General features: G+C 40.3%; 18 protein-coding genes and 1 pseudogene. 16 read left to right on the forward strand and 3 right to left on the reverse strand.

Translation table 11 applies throughout. From position 1 onward, the window contains the following. Positions 1-152 precede the first annotated feature (152 nt). From rpiA to deoD, 8 genes and pseudogenes are all read left to right on the forward strand, one after another. Positions 153-836, forward strand: coding sequence for a ribose-5-phosphate isomerase RpiA (rpiA, locus tag ACAM22_RS03635; protein ID WP_261024907.1), 684 nt, complete (start codon positions 153-155; stop codon positions 834-836). Positions 837-859: 23 nt separating this feature from the next. Continuing rightward, entirely contained in the window at positions 860-2,071 is a 1,212-nt protein-coding gene (locus ACAM22_RS03640; protein WP_369606960.1) for a phosphopentomutase, read from the forward strand. A gap of 1 nt (position 2,072) precedes the next feature. Beyond that, entirely contained in the window at positions 2,073-2,633 is a 561-nt protein-coding gene (locus ACAM22_RS03645; RefSeq protein ID WP_101782591.1) for a DUF1697 domain-containing protein, read from the forward strand. Beyond that, entirely contained in the window at positions 2,630-3,439 is an 810-nt protein-coding gene (locus ACAM22_RS03650) for a purine-nucleoside phosphorylase (RefSeq protein ID WP_101782592.1), read from the forward strand. The genes ACAM22_RS03645 and ACAM22_RS03650 overlap by 4 nt, the downstream gene beginning before the upstream one ends. Positions 3,440-3,669: 230 nt before the next feature. Beyond that, on the forward strand, positions 3,670-6,399 hold the full coding sequence (locus ACAM22_RS03655) for a thiol-activated cytolysin C-terminal domain-containing protein (protein ID WP_369606961.1): 2,730 nt from the start codon (positions 3,670-3,672) through the stop codon (positions 6,397-6,399). Between the two features lie 290 nt (positions 6,400-6,689). Then, positions 6,690-6,926: pseudogene (locus ACAM22_RS03660) on the forward strand (purine-nucleoside phosphorylase); the annotation flags it as partial. Continuing rightward, positions 6,920-8,203, forward strand: a complete 1,284-nt coding sequence (locus ACAM22_RS03665; RefSeq protein ID WP_261052440.1) for a chloride channel protein — start codon at positions 6,920-6,922, stop codon at positions 8,201-8,203. The pseudogene ACAM22_RS03660 and the gene ACAM22_RS03665, both read left to right, overlap by 7 nt. 696 nt (positions 8,204-8,899) lie before the next feature. After that, positions 8,900-9,610, forward strand: coding sequence for a purine-nucleoside phosphorylase (gene deoD, locus ACAM22_RS03670; protein ID WP_203175487.1), 711 nt, complete (start codon positions 8,900-8,902; stop codon positions 9,608-9,610). Between the two features lie 25 nt (positions 9,611-9,635). Here deoD and ACAM22_RS03675 read toward each other — a convergent pair whose 3' ends face one another. The 3 genes from ACAM22_RS03675 to coaA form a co-directional block, all read right to left on the reverse strand. Beyond that, positions 9,636-10,160, reverse strand: a complete 525-nt coding sequence (locus tag ACAM22_RS03675) for a DNA topology modulation protein (protein WP_203175488.1) — start codon at positions 10,158-10,160, stop codon at positions 9,636-9,638. Between the two features lie 52 nt (positions 10,161-10,212). Beyond that, a complete protein-coding gene (gene rpsT / locus ACAM22_RS03680) occupies positions 10,213-10,449 on the reverse strand; it encodes a 30S ribosomal protein S20 (RefSeq protein ID WP_001274000.1) in 237 nt (78 codons plus the stop codon). Between the two features lie 67 nt (positions 10,450-10,516). Further along, positions 10,517-11,437: a type I pantothenate kinase gene (coaA, locus tag ACAM22_RS03685; RefSeq protein WP_020902939.1), complete on the reverse strand. Its 921-nt coding sequence runs from the start codon at positions 11,435-11,437 to the stop codon at positions 10,517-10,519. 250 nt (positions 11,438-11,687) lie between these two features. Here coaA and ACAM22_RS03690 point away from each other — a divergent pair, with 250 nt between their 5' ends. From ACAM22_RS03690 to ACAM22_RS03725, 8 genes are all read left to right on the forward strand, one after another. Beyond that, a complete protein-coding gene (locus ACAM22_RS03690) occupies positions 11,688-12,092 on the forward strand; it encodes a hypothetical protein (RefSeq protein ID WP_023943001.1) in 405 nt (134 codons plus the stop codon). A 205-nt stretch (positions 12,093-12,297) separates the two neighbouring features. Continuing rightward, entirely contained in the window at positions 12,298-12,888 is a 591-nt protein-coding gene (locus ACAM22_RS03695) for a class I SAM-dependent methyltransferase (RefSeq protein WP_080710088.1), read from the forward strand. Then, entirely contained in the window at positions 12,885-14,162 is a 1,278-nt protein-coding gene (locus tag ACAM22_RS03700; RefSeq protein ID WP_369606962.1) for a pyrimidine-nucleoside phosphorylase, read from the forward strand. Before ACAM22_RS03695 ends, ACAM22_RS03700 begins: the two co-directional genes overlap by 4 nt. A 19-nt stretch (positions 14,163-14,181) precedes the next feature. Further along, positions 14,182-14,844 (forward strand): deoxyribose-phosphate aldolase, encoded by a 663-nt coding sequence (deoC, locus tag ACAM22_RS03705; protein ID WP_265472059.1) that lies wholly within the window; start codon positions 14,182-14,184, stop codon positions 14,842-14,844. Continuing rightward, positions 14,831-15,220, forward strand: a complete 390-nt coding sequence (locus tag ACAM22_RS03710; RefSeq protein WP_000246089.1) for a cytidine deaminase — start codon at positions 14,831-14,833, stop codon at positions 15,218-15,220. Before deoC ends, ACAM22_RS03710 begins: the two co-directional genes overlap by 14 nt. Before the next feature lie 89 nt (positions 15,221-15,309). Continuing rightward, complete coding sequence (locus tag ACAM22_RS03715; protein WP_369606963.1) at positions 15,310-16,362, forward strand: BMP family protein; 1,053 nt, start codon at positions 15,310-15,312, stop codon at positions 16,360-16,362. Between the two features lie 142 nt (positions 16,363-16,504). Then, on the forward strand, positions 16,505-18,040 hold the full coding sequence (locus ACAM22_RS03720) for an ABC transporter ATP-binding protein (protein ID WP_101784721.1): 1,536 nt from the start codon (positions 16,505-16,507) through the stop codon (positions 18,038-18,040). Continuing rightward, the gene (locus ACAM22_RS03725; protein ID WP_261052452.1) at positions 18,033-19,091 is read left to right on the forward strand and encodes an ABC transporter permease; all 1,059 of its coding nucleotides are present in this window, start codon (positions 18,033-18,035) and stop codon (positions 19,089-19,091) included. The genes ACAM22_RS03720 and ACAM22_RS03725 overlap by 8 nt, the downstream gene beginning before the upstream one ends. The last annotated feature ends 2 nt before the right edge of the window (positions 19,092-19,093 follow it).

The following is a 19,093-nucleotide window of genomic DNA, read 5'->3' on the forward strand; positions in this document are numbered from 1 at the left end:
TAGGACCTGTTTTTATCTACAAGTTCTCATAACTAAGATTCTAACCACCAAAACAAGGTGGACATAAAAATGTTCGGGTTTTTCTAGTGTATCCATGAAATAAAAACGGATACATGGTATAATAGAAATAGCTCTTTAATGGAGGTGTTTGAGTGGAAAATCTGAAGAAAATGGCAGGTATCAAGGCCGCTGAATTTGTAAATGATGGGATGGTTGTCGGACTGGGAACGGGTTCTACTGCTTACTATTTTGTAGAAGAAATTGGTCGTCGTATCAAGGAAGAGGGGTTGCAGGTTACAGCTGTAACGACTTCTAGTGTGACCAGTAAACAGGCTGAAGGGCTTAATATCCCGCTCAAGTCTATTGACCAAGTAGATGTTGTTGATGTGACGGTTGATGGGGCGGATGAAGTGGATAGTCAGTTTAATGGAATCAAAGGCGGTGGTGGTGCCCTCCTGATGGAGAAGGTTGTTGCAACGCCCTCAAAAGAATACATTTGGGTGGTGGATGAAAGCAAGCTAGTCGAGAAACTAGGTGCTTTTAAATTGCCAGTAGAAGTGGTTCAGTATGGCGCAGAACAGGTCTTTCGTCGTTTTGAGCGAGCTGGCTACAAACCAAGTTTCCGTGAAAAAGATGGCCAACGTTTTGTGACGGATATGCAGAATTTTATCATTGACCTTGCCTTAGATGTCATTGAAGATCCAATTGCCTTCGGGCAAGAATTGGACCATATCGTTGGTGTTGTAGAGCACGGCTTATTCAACCAAATGGTGGATAAGGTCATCGTTGCTGGACGAGACGGGGTTCAGATTTTAACTTCAACAAAAGCAAGATAACTAAAATAATAAGGAGATACACTATGTCAAAATTTAATCGTATTCACTTGGTGGTACTAGATTCTGTAGGAATCGGTGCTGCACCAGATGCTAATAACTTTGTCAATGCAGGGGTTCCAGATGGAGCTTCTGACACACTGGGACACATTTCTAAAACCGTTGGTTTGAATGTGCCAAACATGGCTAAAATCGGTCTAGGAAATATTCCTCGCGAAACTCCTCTGAAGACTGTTCCAGCTGAAAGAAATCCAACAGGATATGCAACAAAATTGGAAGAAGTATCCCTTGGTAAGGATACTATGACTGGTCACTGGGAAATCATGGGACTCAACATTACCGAGCCATTCGATACGTTCTGGAATGGATTTCCGGAAGAAATCCTAACAAAAATCGAAGAATTTTCAGGACGTAAGATCATTCGTGAAGCTAACAAACCTTACTCAGGTACGGCTGTTATCGATGATTTCGGACCACGTCAGATGGAAACTGGAGAGTTGATTATCTATACTTCAGCTGACCCTGTTTTGCAAATTGCTGCCCACGAAGATATCATTCCTTTGGATGAATTGTACCGTATCTGTGAATACGCTCGTTCGATTACCCTTGAGCGTCCTGCTCTTCTAGGTCGTATCATTGCCCGCCCATATGTTGGTGAGCCAGGTAACTTCACTCGTACAGCAAATCGTCGTGACTTAGCCGTTTCTCCATTTGCACCAACTGTTTTGGATAAATTGAACGAAGCTGGTATCGATACTTATGCCGTTGGAAAAATAAACGATATCTTTAACGGTGCTGGTATCAACCATGATATGGGACACAACAAGTCAAACAGCCACGGAATTGATACACTATTGAAGACTATGGGACTGGCTGAGTTTGAAAAAGGATTCTCTTTCACAAACTTGGTGGACTTTGATGCCCTTTACGGCCACCGTCGTAATGCTCACGGTTACCGTGATTGCTTGCATGAGTTTGATGAGCGCTTGCCTGAAATTATCGCAGCTATGAGAGAGAACGACCTTCTCTTGATTACTGCGGACCATGGAAATGACCCAACTTACGCAGGAACAGACCACACTCGCGAATATATCCCACTTTTAGCTTACAGCCCTAGCTTTAAGGGAAATGGTGTCATTCCAGTTGGACATTTTGCAGATATCTCAGCGACAGTTGCGGATAACTTTGGTGTGGAAACTGCCATGATTGGGGAAAGTTTCTTAGATAAATTGGTATAAGATGACACACTATGCTTTACTGGTTAGGGGCATTAATGTCGGTGGGAAGAATAAAGTTGTCATGGCGCAACTTCGTCAAGAACTGACAGAGTTGGGACTGGAAAAGGTTGAAACCTACATCAACAGTGGCAACATTTTCTTTACTTCGACAGCTCCCAAAGCCCAATTGGTTGAAAAGTTAGAGGCTTTCTTTGAAATCCATTATCCATTTATTCAGAGCTTTTCCTTGCTGAGTCTTGAGGACTTTGAAGCGGAACTTGAAAATCTGCCTGAATGGTGGACCAAAGATTTGGCACGAAAGGATGTGCTCTTCTACACGGAGAGCTTGGATGTGGATCAAGTCATCGAGAAAGTGAACAGTTTGGAACTGAAAGATGAAGTGGTTCATTTTGGAAGACTTGGGATTTTCTGGGGGAAAATCTCAGAGGAATCCTACTATGCAACTGCCTATCATAAGTACTTGCTCAAGATGCCTTTTTATCGCAACATCACCATTCGCAATGCTAAAACTTTTGACAAAATCGGTCAAATGCTAAAAAATAATAAAGGAGACACACAATGACATTTTTAGATAAGATCCAAGAAACAGCTGCTTTTCTGAAAGATAAAGGAATCCAAGCACCTGAGTTCGGTCTAATCCTTGGATCAGGACTTGGAGAATTGGCAGAAGAAATCGAAAATCCAGTTGTAGTAGACTATGCAGACATTCCAAACTGGGGCCGCTCTACAGTAGTTGGTCATGCTGGTAAATTGGTATATGGTGACCTTGCAGGTCGCAAGGTCTTGGCTCTTCAAGGTCGTTTCCATTTCTATGAAGGAAATCCTCTTGAAGTCGTGACTTTCCCAGTACGTGTGATGAAAGTTCTTGGATGCGAAGGTGTCATTGTAACCAATGCAGCTGGCGGTATTGGCTATGGTCCTGGTACTTTGATGGCTATCTCAGACCATATCAACATGACAGGTCAAAACCCATTGATGGGTGAAAACTTGGATGACTTTGGTCCACGTTTCCCTGATATGTCTAAAGCCTACACACCAGAATACCGTGCTACTGCCCATGAAGTGGCTAAAAAACTCGGTATCAAGCTTGATGAAGGTGTCTATATCGGTGTAACTGGTCCGACTTATGAAACACCTGCAGAAATTCGTGCCTATAAGACATTGGGAGCAGATGCAGTTGGTATGTCCACTGTTCCTGAAGTTATTGTGGCAGCCCACTCTGGCTTGAAAGTTCTCGGTATTTCATGTATTACTAACCATGCTGCTGGTTTCCAAGAAGAACTCAACCACGAGGAAGTTGTAGAAGTGACTGAACGTGTCAAAGGTGACTTTAAAGGATTGCTTAAAGCGATTCTTGCTGAGCTATGAGAAAGAAAATGAGTAGGAAAGTATTTCTGTAAGCTGGAAGATAAATGAAACAATTAATTTCCATATAGAATTATGAAATGAAAAATGAATGAGGTTCCTATACTTTTATAAACCTCTTCAAATTCTTGCTAACAAAGTATAAAAATGAAATCTTGATGCTAAAGGAGATTAGCTGATTGGAGAATATTGTTGGTAAAGAGGGTGAAAATAATAGAAAGATATATGAATAAATGAGAATTGATCAACGAATTATGCGTTTTGGTATAAAAAAATTAAGTATTGGAGTTGTATCTGTTGCAGTTGGATTTGCTTTTTTAGCACCGACAGGAATTTCTGCCAATGAAGGAAGTCCAGTTGTGAAAAATGAAACTCCTTTAGTAGTAAATGCAACGGATAGTCCGACAAAACTAGAAAATCCTGATAAAAAACAGGAAACACCTCTTATAGAGGAAAGGGCTGAAGTTATCCAACCAGCTCCAGAAACAAAAGAAGTCCTTAAAAATCACAAGGAAGAAAAACTAGAATCTCATAAAACAGAGCCTGCTCTAGTTCCTGAAGACGTGAATAAAGAGGAAAATGTAAAGGATGAGGCTACAACTTCTCGTCCTGTGACAGCAGAAGATCTTTTGAAAATCTCCAAAGGGGAACTGCACTCAGAAAATGATTTATTTGACAATTCTCTTTATGGTGGAAAAGTCCTTGATTTAGAAGGTGATGATGATCAGGATGGTATCAAAAATAAGGATGAACTTTATGTTTATCATAAAGATGGTAAGGACTATTTGGGATATAATAGTCATCCATTACTAGCAGACAGTGATGGAGATGGATTAGCAGATGGGGAAGATGATAATAAGAAACAATGGTATGTTACAGATCGAGACGCTCTTCTCTTTATGGAGTTGTCCTATCGTGATGATGACTATATCGAAAAAATTCTAGATCATAAGAATCCATTTCCGAGTCTCTATTTGAATCGTCAAGAATATAAGATGATGCACAATGAGTTAGCCCCGTTTTGGAAGATGAAAAAAGCTTACCATACAGCTAGTGGTTTGGATGCTTATCTATTTGAAACAAAGAGTGATCTTCCTTATCTAAAGGATCATACAGTTCAAATGTTATCTATTAGAGGGACAAGACTGAATGATGCGAAAGATTTAAGTACAGATTTTGTTTTGTTTGGAGGAAATAAACCTGCACAAGCGGATGATATCCGTAATGTTGTAAAAGAATTGGCGCAGGATTCCAGCATTACAAATCTGTATATGACAGGTCATTCGCTAGGAGGCTACTTAGCTCAAATAGCAGCAGTTGAAGCTTATCAGAAATATCCTACTTTTTATAATAATGTTTTGAAAAAAGTTACGACATTTAGCGCTCCTAAAGTAATTACTTCTCGAACTATTTGGAATGCAAAAAATGGTTTCTGGGATGTAGGTTTAGAAAGTCGTAAGTTAGCTCTATCTGGTAAAATAAAACATTATGTGGTCGATAATGATAATGTTGTGACATCTTTGATTCGTAATGATAACGATATTGTAACTTTTACAGGTAACTCTAGTTTCAAGCACCGTTCGCGTGGTTATTTTGAAAGTAGAATGAATGCTATCCCGAATTTTAATATTGGAAAACGTGATACGCTTGATAAACATGGTTATCGTGATCCGAAATTGGATAAAGTTTATTTCTTTAAGAAACAACAAGTCCCTCTGTCATCTAGTCAACCAAGCGCTGAACCTCTTGAAAATATAGCTCTAGGGAAACGAGTAACTCAAAGTTCGACAGCTTTTGGAGGAGATGCTAGAAGAGCAGTTGATGGGAAATTAGATGGAAATTACGGACATAATTCTGTCACTCATACAGATTTTCAATCAAAACCTTGGTGGCAAGTCGATTTAGATAAGGAAGAAACGATTCGCCAGATTAATATTTACAATCGAACAGATGCTGCTCAAGATAGACTGACTAATTTTAATGTGATTCTTTTGGATAGTTCTGGAAAAGAAATTGAAAGAAAGCGCATTGCATACTTGCGAGATAGTTCCGCTCAGATTTCAATTGATTATAAGAAAGCTCGTTTTGTACGCATCGAGTTAGATGGATATAACGCTCTCAGTCTTGCAGAAGTCCAAGTATATCGTGCTGAGAATATCGCTTGGAAAAAACAAGCTAAGCAAAGTTCTACTGATTTTGGAGGAGATGCTAGTCGTGCCTTGGATGGCAATACCAATAGTAGTTATAGCCAGCAATCAATTACCCATACAAAATTTGAAAATCAGCCTTGGTGGGAAGTTGATTTAGGTCGTACAGAACAGGTAGGACTTGTTCGCCTTCATAACCGTGGGGATGGAGAACTTTCTAAACGTCTGTCAGACTTTGATGTGATTTTATATGATGAAAAAGGGACAGAAGTTGCTAGACAATATGTTTCTCGTTTAGAAGGAAGCAGTTTAGATCTCCAGTTGAATGGTAAACTAGGTCGCCGTGTTCGCATTCAATTGCGTCAAAAAAATCAAGCTCTAAGCCTTGCAGAAGTAGAAGTTTTTCGATTTGTAGCTAAAAATAATGTAACTACTCAAGTTTCTAAGCCTGTACAACTGTTAAACTACACTCCTGTAAAAGATAAGACCCTAACTATTCAACATAGTGGTGCTTATATTGCACGTTATTCAATATCGTGGGAAGAAGTTACAGTGGATAAAAATGGCCAATCAGTTGTCCGAAGTCGTTCTTGGGAAGGGAATGGGCGTAATCAGACCGCAGGCTTTATCCTCAATCTCCCAATTAAGTCTAATATGCGTAATCTTCGAATTAAGATCGAAAAGAGAACAGGTCTTATCTGGAATAGATGGCAAACAATCTATGACAACAGACCTCTCCTGGCTCAACCGCATCGAAAAATTACTCACTGGGGAACAACATTGAATTCTAAGGTGAGTGATGATGATGTCTTGTAATCTGATGGTACAATGACAGTTAGTTTGTCTAGTTTATAAGAAAGTACTACCTGAGCTTGAATAGAACTCAGGTAGCTCTCTGTGAAAGAACAAAATTAATATTCAATGAAAATCAAAGAGTAAACTAGGAAACTAGCCGCAGGCTGCTCAAAGCACTGCTTTGAGGTTGCAGATATAACTGACGAAGTCAGTAACATATATACGGCAAGGCGACGTTGACGTGGTTTGAAGAGATTTTCGAAGAGTATAAACAGAAAGGTAGAGCGCGTGTTTGGATTTGAACACGAGTAGAAATTCGTACCTATAAGATGCTTGGAACAGATGTGGTCGGAATGTCAACTGCTCCTGAAGTTATTGTTGTAGCCTACTCAGGTTTGAAACTTCTAGGAAGTTTATGTATTACTAACTATACTACTGGTTTCAAATAAGAGATTAACCACGAAGAGGTTATAGAAGTGGCTGAGTGTGTTAAAGGTGATTTTAAAGGCTTACTTAAAGCCGTTTTTGCTGAATTATTACTATGTTAAAAGAATTGAGGAGTAATTTTCAGAAAATCCCTTATAATCTTAAATTATTTCTAGCAGTCATTTTGCAAGGAATAGTTTCAGGTTTATCTGGTATTTTTCTACATTATCTTTTAAAGATAATAGAGGGGATAGCTTTTGGTCAATCAGAGCATCAAACTGTATTCTTGACAGATGGAGTTTCCTCATCGCGGATAGGATTAAGTTTAATAATCGTAGGTGTCAGCTCATCCTTGGTCTGGTATTTCTTGCAAAAAAAATCACAGATTTTTTCCATTAAAGCACAGATGAAGGATGAGAGTTCACAATACAAACTTCATTTTTTAAAACAGCTATTTCATTCAATTTGGCAGATTATTGCAGTTGGAGGGGGAGCACCTATTGGTAAAGAAGCTGCGCCACGAGAGATTGGAACTCTATTTGCAGGACCAATTGGAAAAATATGTTCTCTCTCTAAGAAGGATCAGATCTTTCTCCTTGCTTGTGGTGCTGGCGCTGGTTTAGCAGCTGTCTATCAGGTTCCATTAACAAGTGTCTTCTTTGTTTTTGAAACTCTAGGAATTGCTCTATCTATTAAACGATTTATCTTAGTCGGTTTGACTACCTATGTCTCAACCTATATAGCAGGCTGGGTTATTTCAGATCAGGCTCTCTACCATATTCCAGCCATTACATGGTCATTAAAGGAAATATGGATTATTCCCTTATTACTTCTTTTCTTAAGCCCACTAGCTTGGCTTTTTGGCCGCTTGAGTAAAGAAGTGTCTTCAAACAGGATAAAAGATAAACGAGTACTTCTCACATTGCCTACAGCTTTTCTTTTTCTTGCTGGGTTGGCAAGTTATTTTCCACATCTACTTGGAAATGGACGTATGATGGCTCAGGAAATTTTAAATGGTAGCAGTGGTCAAACAGTGCTTCTCATGTTTTTCCTAAAAGCACTGGTCGTTCTTATTATCCTTTGGGCAGGGGCCTATGGTGGTACTCTTACGCCATCTTTTGCCTTGGGGATGGCTGGAGCTGGTCTCTTGGGCGTGATTCTAGGTTTGGACAGTCAGCTAACCGTTTTACTTTTGGGATCTGTTTGCTTTTTATCTGTGACCTTGAGGGCGCCCATTTCTGCAACCGGATTAGTTATAGGTTTCACTGGGCTAGGTATAGATTCTCTTCCGTATCTCTTAGTAACAGCTGTTTTAGCCTATGAATTTGCAAAAATATTAGACCGTTTTTCTTGGGCTAACATACTGTGTCAGAAGTCAAAGAATAGAGTAATAAGATAGAGAACGACCGTTTCTTCTAATCAAAGATTTATCTTAAAAGGTTAAAAACTATTGTCAATTTATCAATAACTGTTTGAAATAAAAAAGAAGTAGGCTTATCGGAGTCATGATTGAATCCGATTTTTCCTAGCTATGAAATATAAAAATAAAAAAAGAAAGGTAGAGCGTGTGTTCTGATTTGAACACGAGCGGAAAACTTTTCTAAAAACTCAGAAGAGAAGGGGAGTTCGGGTTTGAATTGAAGCCGATCTAATCTTCTCAATATCATCAAAATTAAGAAAGAAAGGAATTGAACCCACCCTAAAAGCAGTGGGAAAAAGATAGTTGGTCTAGCGAGCATCGCTCACTGCACCCAACTCCTATTTTCCCTTTGCTTTTTGACGGGTTTGGTATCTTTCTGATTATAAATTTTAGAATACAGAAAGGATGGGTTAACTGTATTCATTGAACTGAATACGAGCGGAGAACTGTGTAAAAAAGATAAACTGTCTAGCATCGGAGATGCTTCGTCAGTTTCCTATTTTTACTTTGTTGTCTGTCGCTATCCTTAATATAAAAAAAGAAAGGTAGAGTGAGGTGTTCTAATTGAACACGAGCGGAAAACTCGGAAAATAGATAATCTGACTGAGAAATCAGGACTTCTCGTCAGATTCCTAATTTTCAGTCGTTTTCTTGTCGCTCTTTGTATCATAAATTATGTCTATCCATATTGCTGCTCAGCAGGGTGAAATTGCTGATAAAATTCTTCTTCCTGGGGATCCTCTTCGTGCTAAATTTATTGCGGAGAATTTCCTTGAAGATGCTGTTTGTTTTAACGAAGTGCGTAACATGTTTGGCTACACTGGTACTTACAAGGGCCACCGTGTATCTGTTATGGGAACTGGGATGGGGATGCCATCTATTTCGATTTATGCGCGTGAGTTGATTGTTGACTACGATGTGAAAAAATTGATCCGTGTGGGAACTGCCGGTTCTTTGAATGAAGACGTTCACGTCCGTGAATTGGTTTTGGCGCAGGCAGCTGCAACTAACTCAAACATAGTTCGTAATGACTGGCCACAGTACGATTTCCCACAAATCGCTAGCTTTGATTTGTTGGATAAGGCCTACCATATCGCTAAAGAACTTGGTATGACAACCCACGTTGGGAACGTTTTATCATCTGATGTCTTTTATTCAAACTACTTTGAAAAGAACATCGAGCTTGGTAAATGGGGAGTCAAGGCTGTGGAAATGGAAGCAGCAGCACTTTACTATCTGGCAGCTCAATACCATGTTGACGCCCTTGCTATCATGACCATTTCTGATAGCTTGGTCAATCCAGAAGAAGACACAACTGCAGAAGAACGCCAAAATACCTTCACCGATATGATGAAGGTTGGTTTGGAAACCTTGATTGCAGAATAATTATAGCCAAAAAGGAAGTCCTTCTTTATGAATTGGAGGACTTCCTTTTCTTATCTAGAAATTGGTATATCTCTTTTTGTGATCTGAGGATGACCACTTTATATGGATAGTTTTTTTGAATCCACTTGTAGCGTTCCTTAGCGGATTTGCTCCGTCCATCCCAGAGAATCCATCGGATAAACTCCCAATTAAATTGTTCTTGACAACCAGCCGCCATACTTTCTCTGACCTTGCCTCGGTATGTGAGATAACGTTTAAAGGCTCGAAAGAGACAGGTTAATGGCGAAAAATTAAGAAAGATGATTTGGTCAGCTTCCTGCATTCTTTCTTCGTAATAACACCAAGAATAATTCCCATCGATGACCCAGGCTTCATGCTTGGTGAGAAAATTTTTCATCTCATCCAACATCCATTCACGGTCGCTGTCTTGCCAACCAGGTTGAAATTGGAGTGTGTCCATGTGAAGTTTTGGGATGGAGTAGTAGTGAGACAACTTTTCTGCTAGAGTTGACTTACCAGCACCAGAATATCCGATAATTGCGATTTTCATTTTCTACCTTTTCCTATTTTGGGACAAAAAAACAGCCTCTATGGACTGTTTCTTATTTAGCAAGTTTAGCTGAAAGACGAGCTTTATCGCGGCTTGCTTTGTTTTTGTGAATCAAACCTTTAGTTTCTGCTTTATCGATAGCTGAGCTAGCAGCACGGAAAAGTTCTTCAGATGGGTTTGCTTCGAAAGCTTTGATAGCAGTACGCATAGCTGATTTTTGAGCTGAGTTCTTTTCGTTTTGTTTAACGTTCAATTCAGCGCGTTTGATAGCTGATTTAATGTTTGCCAATGTTCTTACCTCCATATTTACTAACTATACCATTATATCTGAAAACTTACGTTTTGACAAGGGAAAATTATTTTTTTAAGTAAATTTCATCGATTTCATGGTTCTTTGTTTTATGAAGAATCACTTCTGCACGATTTCTGGTTGGTTCAATATAATTTTGTAGATTTGTGAGATTGATACTGGTCCAGACTTGATGTGCAAAGGATTCCACTTCCCCAATCGGCATTTGAGTAAAACGATAATAGTAGCTATCAGGGTCGTTTTGGGCTAGGCTCAGCATTTTCAAGAAACGGTCCAGATACCAACTCTCGATGTCATCGACTGCAGCATCAACATAGATGGAAAAGTCAAAGAAGTCGGTGATATAGAGACGCTCGTTTTGTGGATTTTGAAAGACATTTATTCCCTCAACAATGACAAAATCAGCAGCTTTGACGCTTTGCTTTTCCTCGGGTACGATGTCGTAGACTTCATGAGAATAGACAGGAATATCTACATCTTGTCCATTTTTGATGTGATCCAGGAAGTTGAGAAGAGCTTCCATATCATAGCTTTCAGGAAATCCCTTGCGATTTAAAATCCCTTGTTCAATCAAGGTCTGGTTGGGATAGAGAAAGCCGTCAGTTGTTACCAATTCAACCCTAGCATCTGTAAGTGTACGGGACAGTAGGATTTGAAGTAGGCGACTAGTTGTGGATTTTCCAACGGCAACACTCCCAGAAACCCCAATGATAAAAGGCTGGGATTTGCTTTCACGTTGAAGGAAAATTCCTTTTGAAAAGGCCAAATCATCCTTGGTACGCTTGTAAATCTGGATGAGATGGGCTAGGGGGAGATAGACATCGGTAACATCCTGCAAGCTAATCTGGTCATTAAAACTCTTGATGGATTCTAATTCCTCTTCTGTCAAAGGAGGTGTTGTCTTTCGATGTAACGATTGCCAAGTCTGGCGGCTGATTTTTTCAAAATGTAAAAATTCGTTGGTCATTTGTTTTCCCCTAGATATTTTGTCTATCATACCATAAAAAGCTAAAAAAATAAAGCGGTTTCTTGATGATAGTAAGCCAATATCGTATAATAGAGGTAGATAGAGGTAGATAGAGGTAGATAGAGGTAGATAGAGGTAGATAGAGGTAGATAGAGGTTGACCAATTTATAGATGAAGTAGGAGCTACTTTCTACTGATTTATAAGCTAATAAAGGGGGCTTTGAGGGTTAGAACTTATAGGAGGTGTACTATGAAAATCTTAAAACGTTACACATTGGAACTCTGTTTTATTTTAAGTTTTGCACTACCTTTTTTAAAAGGAGCGAATGCGGATAATGGTAGACGTTTTGTGGAAACCTATTACGGTTTTACTTTTTTGATGGAACATGCTATTGTAACAGCTGTCTTTATCTGTTCGCTCTTGATTGCTTTCTTCCTAAAAAAACGGTGGACGAAATGGCTTGCTGCTGGTAGTTATCTATTTTTGATTTTGTGGATTGCTACAGAGGGTTATTTCTTCCGCATGTCGCTAGAAGATTTGATACGCCTTTGGACAAGTTTGGAAATCTTGACACAAACTTATCAGTTGGGCTTTTATCTAAACATCCTGTTGGGAATTTTGTTGATAATAAAGTATTTGAAGGTTAAGCAATAGTCATAAAAATGAGCCTAATTATAGATGATAAATTTGTTGTTTTATCCTGATTATGATATTTCTAGTTCTAAATGGCTTATTATTTATAAGTGTTGAAAGAGATTGAAGAAAATGTTTTACTTACTAGCTTTCTTCAGTCTTTTTCGTTTTTTTATCAATTTGTAAACGATTTACAATTTAAGGCAAATTATGGTAAAATAGTTTCATGAGTAAAATGTATTATGCAGAAAATCCTGACGCTGCTCATGACATTCATGAGTTGAGAGTGGATTTGTTGGGAGAAAAAATGACCTTTTTGACGGATGCGGGTGTTTTTAGCAAGAAAATGATTGACTTTGGCAGTCAACTCTTGCTCAAGTGTCTAGAGGTCAACCAAGGAGAAACTGTCCTGGATGTAGGCTGTGGTTACGGACCTTTGGGCTTGTCTTTAGCTAAGGCTTATGGCGTTCAGGCTACCATGGTCGATATCAATAATCGTGCCTTGGATTTGGCGCGACAAAATGCTGAACGAAATAAAGTAGAAGCGACGATTTTCCAGTCCAACATCTATGAACAAGTTGAAGGCACATTTGACCATGTCATTTCCAATCCTCCTATCCGTGCGGGCAAGCAAGTGGTTCATGAAATCATTGAGAAAAGTAAAGATTTTTTGGAAACTGGTGGGGATTTAACAATCGTTATCCAGAAAAAACAAGGGGCCCCAAGTGCTAAGTCCAAGATGGAAGAGGTGTTTGGCAATTGTGAAATCGTCAAAAAAGATAAGGGATACTATATCCTTAGAAGTGTGAAAGAATGAGAGCAGTTGATTTAATCCAAAAGAAACGAGATGGTCAAGAACTGACTTCGAGTGAAATTGAATGGCTGGTAGAAGGCTATGTGTCAGGAACTGTTCCTGATTATCAGATGTCTGCTTTTGCTATGGCTGTTTATTTTAAAGGAATGACGACACGAGAAATCTCTGACCTAACTATGAATATGGTTCAGACAGGCCAAGAGTTTGATTTATCAGCTATTGAAGGGGTTAAGGTTGACAAGCATTCTACTGGGGGTGTTGGTGATAAGGTGACCTTGATTTTGGCTCCTCTTGTTGCAAGCTTTGGTGTTCCTGTGGCCAAAATGAGTGGTCGTGGTCTCGGCCATACTGGTGGAACAATTGATAAATTGGAGTCTATCAAGGGCTATCAAGTGGAACGCAGTCAAGAGGATTTTATTCGTCAGGTTCAGGATATTGGTGTATCGGTCATTGGGCAATCAGACCAACTGGTTAAAGCTGATAAGCTTCTCTACGCCCTACGTGATGTGACAGCAACTGTCGACACGATTCCTTTGATTGCGAGTTCGGTGATGAGCAAGAAAATTGCTGCAGGGGCGGATGCTATTTTGCTAGACGTGACTGTCGGTGAGGGTGCCTTCATGAAGACGGTTGATGAGGCGCGTGAGTTGGCTCAAACTATGGTGGAACTTGGTAAGGCAGTTGGTCGGAAGACGGTAGCAGTGATTACCGATATGAGCCAGCCCTTGGGACGAGCGATTGGAAATCGTCTGGAAATCCTTGAAGCATTGGAGATTTTACAAGGTCAAGGCCGTCAGGATATTACCCACTTCATATGTGAGTTGGCTCAAATTATGCTTGGACTGGCAAATGTAAATAAGACAGTTGAAGAAGTCCGCCAACATCTTGAAAATGGACAAGCGCTTGCTAAGTTTGAGGAGATGGTCCAAGCCCAAGGTGGAGACTTGGAAGACCTCTATCGTCCAGTCAATGTGTCACATGTGGTGGAAATCCCTGCCCAGGAAACGGGTGTCATTTCAGCTCTTCCAGCTATGGAATTTGGGCTTTATGCTATGAGACTGGGGGCAGGCCGTGCAGTCAAGTCTGATGCCTTAGACTATGAAACAGGAATTGTTTTTGAAAAGAAAGTTGGAGATTCCGTTCAAAAGGGAGAAATTGTTGCAAAAGTATACACAAATGGAAAAATTTCTCCTCAGCTAGTTACAGATTTTCAAAAATATGTTAAAATAAATGATAGGGTGCAAAGTTTACGAGAAATTATAGAAATCATCTCATAAACCGCAGGAGAATCCGAATATGAAATTAAATAAATATATCGATCATACGCTTTTAAAGCAAGATGCGACAGAAAATCAAATTGATCGTTTGTTGTCTGAAGCTAGAGAGTATGACTTTGCCAGTGTTTGCGTTAATCCGACCTGGGTTGAACATGCTAAAAAAGGGCTTGAAGGCTCAGATGTCAAGGTCTGCACAGTAGTAGGTTTCCCTTTGGGAGCAACAACTTTGGCCGTGAAAGCTTTTGAAACCAAAGAAGCTATCCAAAATGGTGCAGACGAGATTGATATGGTAATCAATGTTGGAGCTCTCAAATCAGGTGATTTGGTCTTGGTAGAGTCAGATATTCGCTCAGTAGTGGAAGCAAGTGGTGACAAGTTAGTGAAAGTCATTATTGAAGCTTGCCTTCTGACAGACCAAGAAAAAGTTGTGGCTTGCCAATTAGCTCAAAAAGCTGGAGCTGATTTTGTTAAAACATCTACTGGCTTTTCAACTGGTGGTGCGACGGTAGCAGATGTTCAATTAATGCGTGAAACAGTTGGACCTGAAATGGGAGTCAAGGCTGCTGGTGGCGCTCGTTCTTATGCAGATGCTCTTGCCTTTGTTGAAGCAGGGGCGACCCGTATTGGAACATCAGCTGGGGTAGCAATTCTAAAAGGAGAATTGGCAGATGGCGACTACTGAGTTGATTGAACTGGCAATTGAAACCAGCAAACATGCCTATGTCCCCTATTCTCACTTTCCTATTGGAGCAGTTTTAGTGGCAAAAGACGGAAGTGTTTATACGGGAGTGAATATCGAAAATGCTAGCTATCCTTTGACCAATTGCGGTGAGAGAACAGCCATTTTTAAGGCTGTATCTGAAGGACAAAGAGAATTTTCAGAGCTGATTGTTTATGGTCAAACTGAAAAACCAATCTCACCATGTGGTGCTTGTCGCCAAGTAATGGTCGAATTTTTTGAACAAGATCTAAAAGTGACCTTAGTCGCAAAAGATAAATCGACGGTCGAGATGACGGTCGGGGAATTACTTCCATATTCTTTTACAGACTTAAACTAGTCTGAGTCGCTCTCTGAGTGGCACGGTCCTTGTGGCCAATCAATCCATACTTGCAACATCGTTGCACATCTTATTTAGGAGGTTCAGTAATGAACAAGAAACAATGGCTAGGCCTTGGTCTAGTTGCAGTGGCAGCAGTTGGACTTGCTGCATGTGGTAACCGCTCTTCTCGTAAGGCAGATTCATCTTCTGATGTGAAGACAAAAGCAGCAATCGTCACTGATACTGGTGGTGTTGATGACAAATCATTCAACCAATCAGCTTGGGAAGGTTTGCAGGCTTGGGGTAAAGAACACAACCTTTCAAAAGATAAAGGTTTCACTTACTTCCAATCAACAAGTGAGGCTGACTATGCTAACAACTTGCAACAAGCGGCTGGAAGTTACAACCTAATCTTCGGTGTTGGTTTTGCCCTTCACAATGCAGTTAAAGATGCAGCAGAAGAGCATGCTGATTTGAACTATGTTTTGATTGATGATGTGATTAAAGATAAAAAGAATGTTGCTAGTGTAACATTTGCTGATAATGAATCTGCTTACCTCGCAGGTGTGGCTGCAGCAAAAACAACTAAGACAAAACAAGTTGGTTTTGTAGGTGGTATGGAATCAGAAGTTATCTCTCGTTTTGAAGCAGGATTCAAGGCTGGTGTTGCGTCAGTAGACCCATCTATCAAAGTACAAGTTGACTACGCTGGTTCATTTGGTGATGCTGCTAAAGGTAAAACAATTGCAGCCGCACAATACGCAGCTGGTGCAGATATTGTTTACCAAGTAGCTGGTGGTACAGGTGCAGGTGTCTTTGCAGAAGCAAAATCACTTAACGAAAGCCGTCCTGAAAATGAAAAAGTTTGGGTTATCGGTGTTGACCGTGACCAAGAAGCAGAAGGTAAATACACTTCTAAAGATGGTAAAGAATCAAACTTTGTTCTTGTATCTACTTTGAAACAAGTTGGTACAACTGTAAAAGATATTTCTAACAAGGCAGAAAAAGGTGAATTCCCTGGCGGTCAAGTGATCGTTTACTCATTGAAAGATAAAGGGGTTGACTTGGCAGTGACAAACCTTTCAGAAGAAGGTAAAAAAGCTGTCGAAGATGCTAAAGCTAAAATCCTTGATGGAAGCGTAAAAGTTCCTGAAAAATAATGGATGGAAGTTATTTCTTAGGAAGCGGCCATCGGCCGCTTTTTAAGAGTTGAGACAAAGTCATTTTGTCTCAGTAAAGCTTGCTACTAGACAAATTAGCAAGTTTTATTGAAATAAAATAAGACTCTGAAAGGAAGAGCACATGGCACACGAAAATGTCATTGAGATGCGTGATATTACCAAGGTGTTTGGTGAATTTGTTGCCAACGACAAAATCAACCTGCACCTACGAAAAGGTGAAATTCATGCACTTTTAGGAGAAAATGGGGCTGGTAAGTCCACGCTCATGAACATGTTAGCAGGGCTTCTTGAACCAACCAGTGGTGAAATCGCGGTCAACGGTCAAGTTGTCAACCTCGACTCACCATCTAAAGCAGCTAGCTTGGGAATTGGAATGGTTCACCAGCACTTTATGTTGGTAGAAGCCTTCACAGTGGCTGAAAACATCATTTTAGGTAGTGAATTGACTAAAAATGGTGTGCTAGATATCGCTGGAGCTAGCAAAGAAATCAAGGCTCTTTCTGAACGTTACGGCTTAGCTGTTGATCCTTCTGCTAAGGTGGCAGATATCTCAGTTGGAGCCCAACAACGTGTAGAAATTTTAAAAACCCTTTATCGGGGGGCTGATATCCTTATTTTTGACGAACCAACGGCTGTCTTGACTCCATCAGAAATTGATGAGTTGATGGCTATTATGAAAAATCTTGTCAAAGAAGGAAAATCAATTATCTTGATCACCCACAAGTTAGACGAGATTCGCGCAGTTTCTGACCGCGTTACAGTTATACGTCGTGGGAAATCAATTGAAACTGTAGAAATCGCAGGGGCTACCAATGCTGATTTGGCAGAAATGATGGTAGGACGTTCTGTTTCCTTTAAAACAGAGAAACAAGCCTCTCAACCAAAAGAAGTGGTCATGTCTATCAAAGATTTGGTGGTCAATGAAAACCGTGGTGTTCCAGCTGTTAAAAATCTGTCCTTGGATGTTCGTGCTGGAGAGATTGTTGGGATTGCGGGGATTGATGGAAATGGTCAATCTGAATTGATTCAAGCCATCACAGGTCTTCGCAAGGTTGAATCTGGTAGCATTGAGCTAAAAGGAGATTCAATTGTAGGCTTGCATCCACGACAAATTACTGAACTAAGCGTGGGGCACGTTCCAGAAGACCGTCACCGTGATGGCTTGATTTTGGAAATGATGATTTCTGAAAATATTGCCCTTCAAACCTACTATAAAGAACCACATAGTAAAAATGGAATTTTGAACTATTCAAATATTACTTCTTATGCTAAAAAGCTAATGGAAGAGTTTGATGTTCGTGCTGCCAGCGAATTTGTTCCTGCAGCTGCACTCTCAGGAGGAAATCAACAAAAAGCAATTATTGCTCGTGAAATTGATCGTGATCCTGATCTCCTTATCGTCAGCCAGCCAACTCGTGGGTTGGATGTCGGTGCCATTGAATATATCCACAAGCGCTTGATTGAAGAGCGTGATAATGGCAAGGCTGTCCTTGTTGTCAGCTTTGAATTGGACGAGATTTTAAACGTCTCAGATCGTATTGCCGTTATCCACGATGGGAAGATTCAAGGTATTGTATCACCAGAAACAACCAATAAACAAGAACTTGGTGTCTTGATGGCTGGTGGAAACTTGGGAAAGGAGAAGAGTGATGTCTAAAAAATTACAACAAATTTCGGTTCCCTTGATTTCTGTCTTCCTAGGAATTTTACTTGGAGCCATTGTCATGTGGATCTTCGGTTATGATGCTATTTGGGGCTACGAAGAATTGTTCTACACAGCCTTTGGTAGCCTGCGTGGGATTGGAGAAATCTTCCGTGCTATGGGGCCTCTAATCTTGATTGCTCTTGGTTTTGCCGTTGCCAGTCGTGCAGGTTTCTTTAACGTCGGGCTTCCTGGTCAGGCCTTGGCTGGTTGGATTCTCAGTGGTTGGTTTGCCTTGTCGCATCCAGATATGCCACGTCCCTTGATGATTCTAGCAACCATCGTGATTGCCTTGATTGCAGGAGGGATTGTCGGTGCGATTCCAGGTATTCTTAGAGCCTATCTAGGGACGTCAGAGGTTATCGTAACCATTATGATGAACTACATCGTATTGTATGTAGGGAATGCCTTTATCCATGCCTTCCCTAAAGACTTTATGCAAAGTACAGATTCGACGATTCGTGTCGGGGCTAATGCAACCTATCAGACACCTTGGTTGGCTGAGTTAACTGGTAACTCGCGGATGAATATTGGTATTTTCTTTGCAATCATTGCCGTTGCAGTCATTTGGTTCATGCTTAAGAAAACAACTCTTGGTTTTGAAATCCGTGCGGTTGGTCTTAATCCACATGCTTCAGAATATGCTGGTATTTCTGCAAAAAGAACGATTATCCTATCAATGATTATTTCAGGTGCCTTGGCAGGTCTTGGTGGAGCTGTTGAAGGACTTGGAACCTTCCAGAACGTTTATGTTCAGGGGGCGTCATTAGCTGTCGGGTTTAACGGGATGGCGGTTAGTCTGCTTGCGGCAAACTCACCAATTGGTATTCTCTTTGCAGCCTTCCTATTTGGTGTTCTCCAAGTTGGAGCCCCTGGTATGAATGCGGCGCAGGTACCGTCTGAGCTTGTCAGCATTGTAACAGCGTCTATTATCTTCTTTGTCAGTGTTCATTACCTTATCGAACGCTTTGTCAAACCGAAAAAACAAGTTAAAGGAGGTAAGTAAAG

The organism is Streptococcus sp. SN-1 (genome assembly GCF_041154385.1).
In the GTDB taxonomy this organism is placed as follows: Bacteria; Bacillota; Bacilli; order Lactobacillales; family Streptococcaceae; genus Streptococcus; species Streptococcus mitis_CT.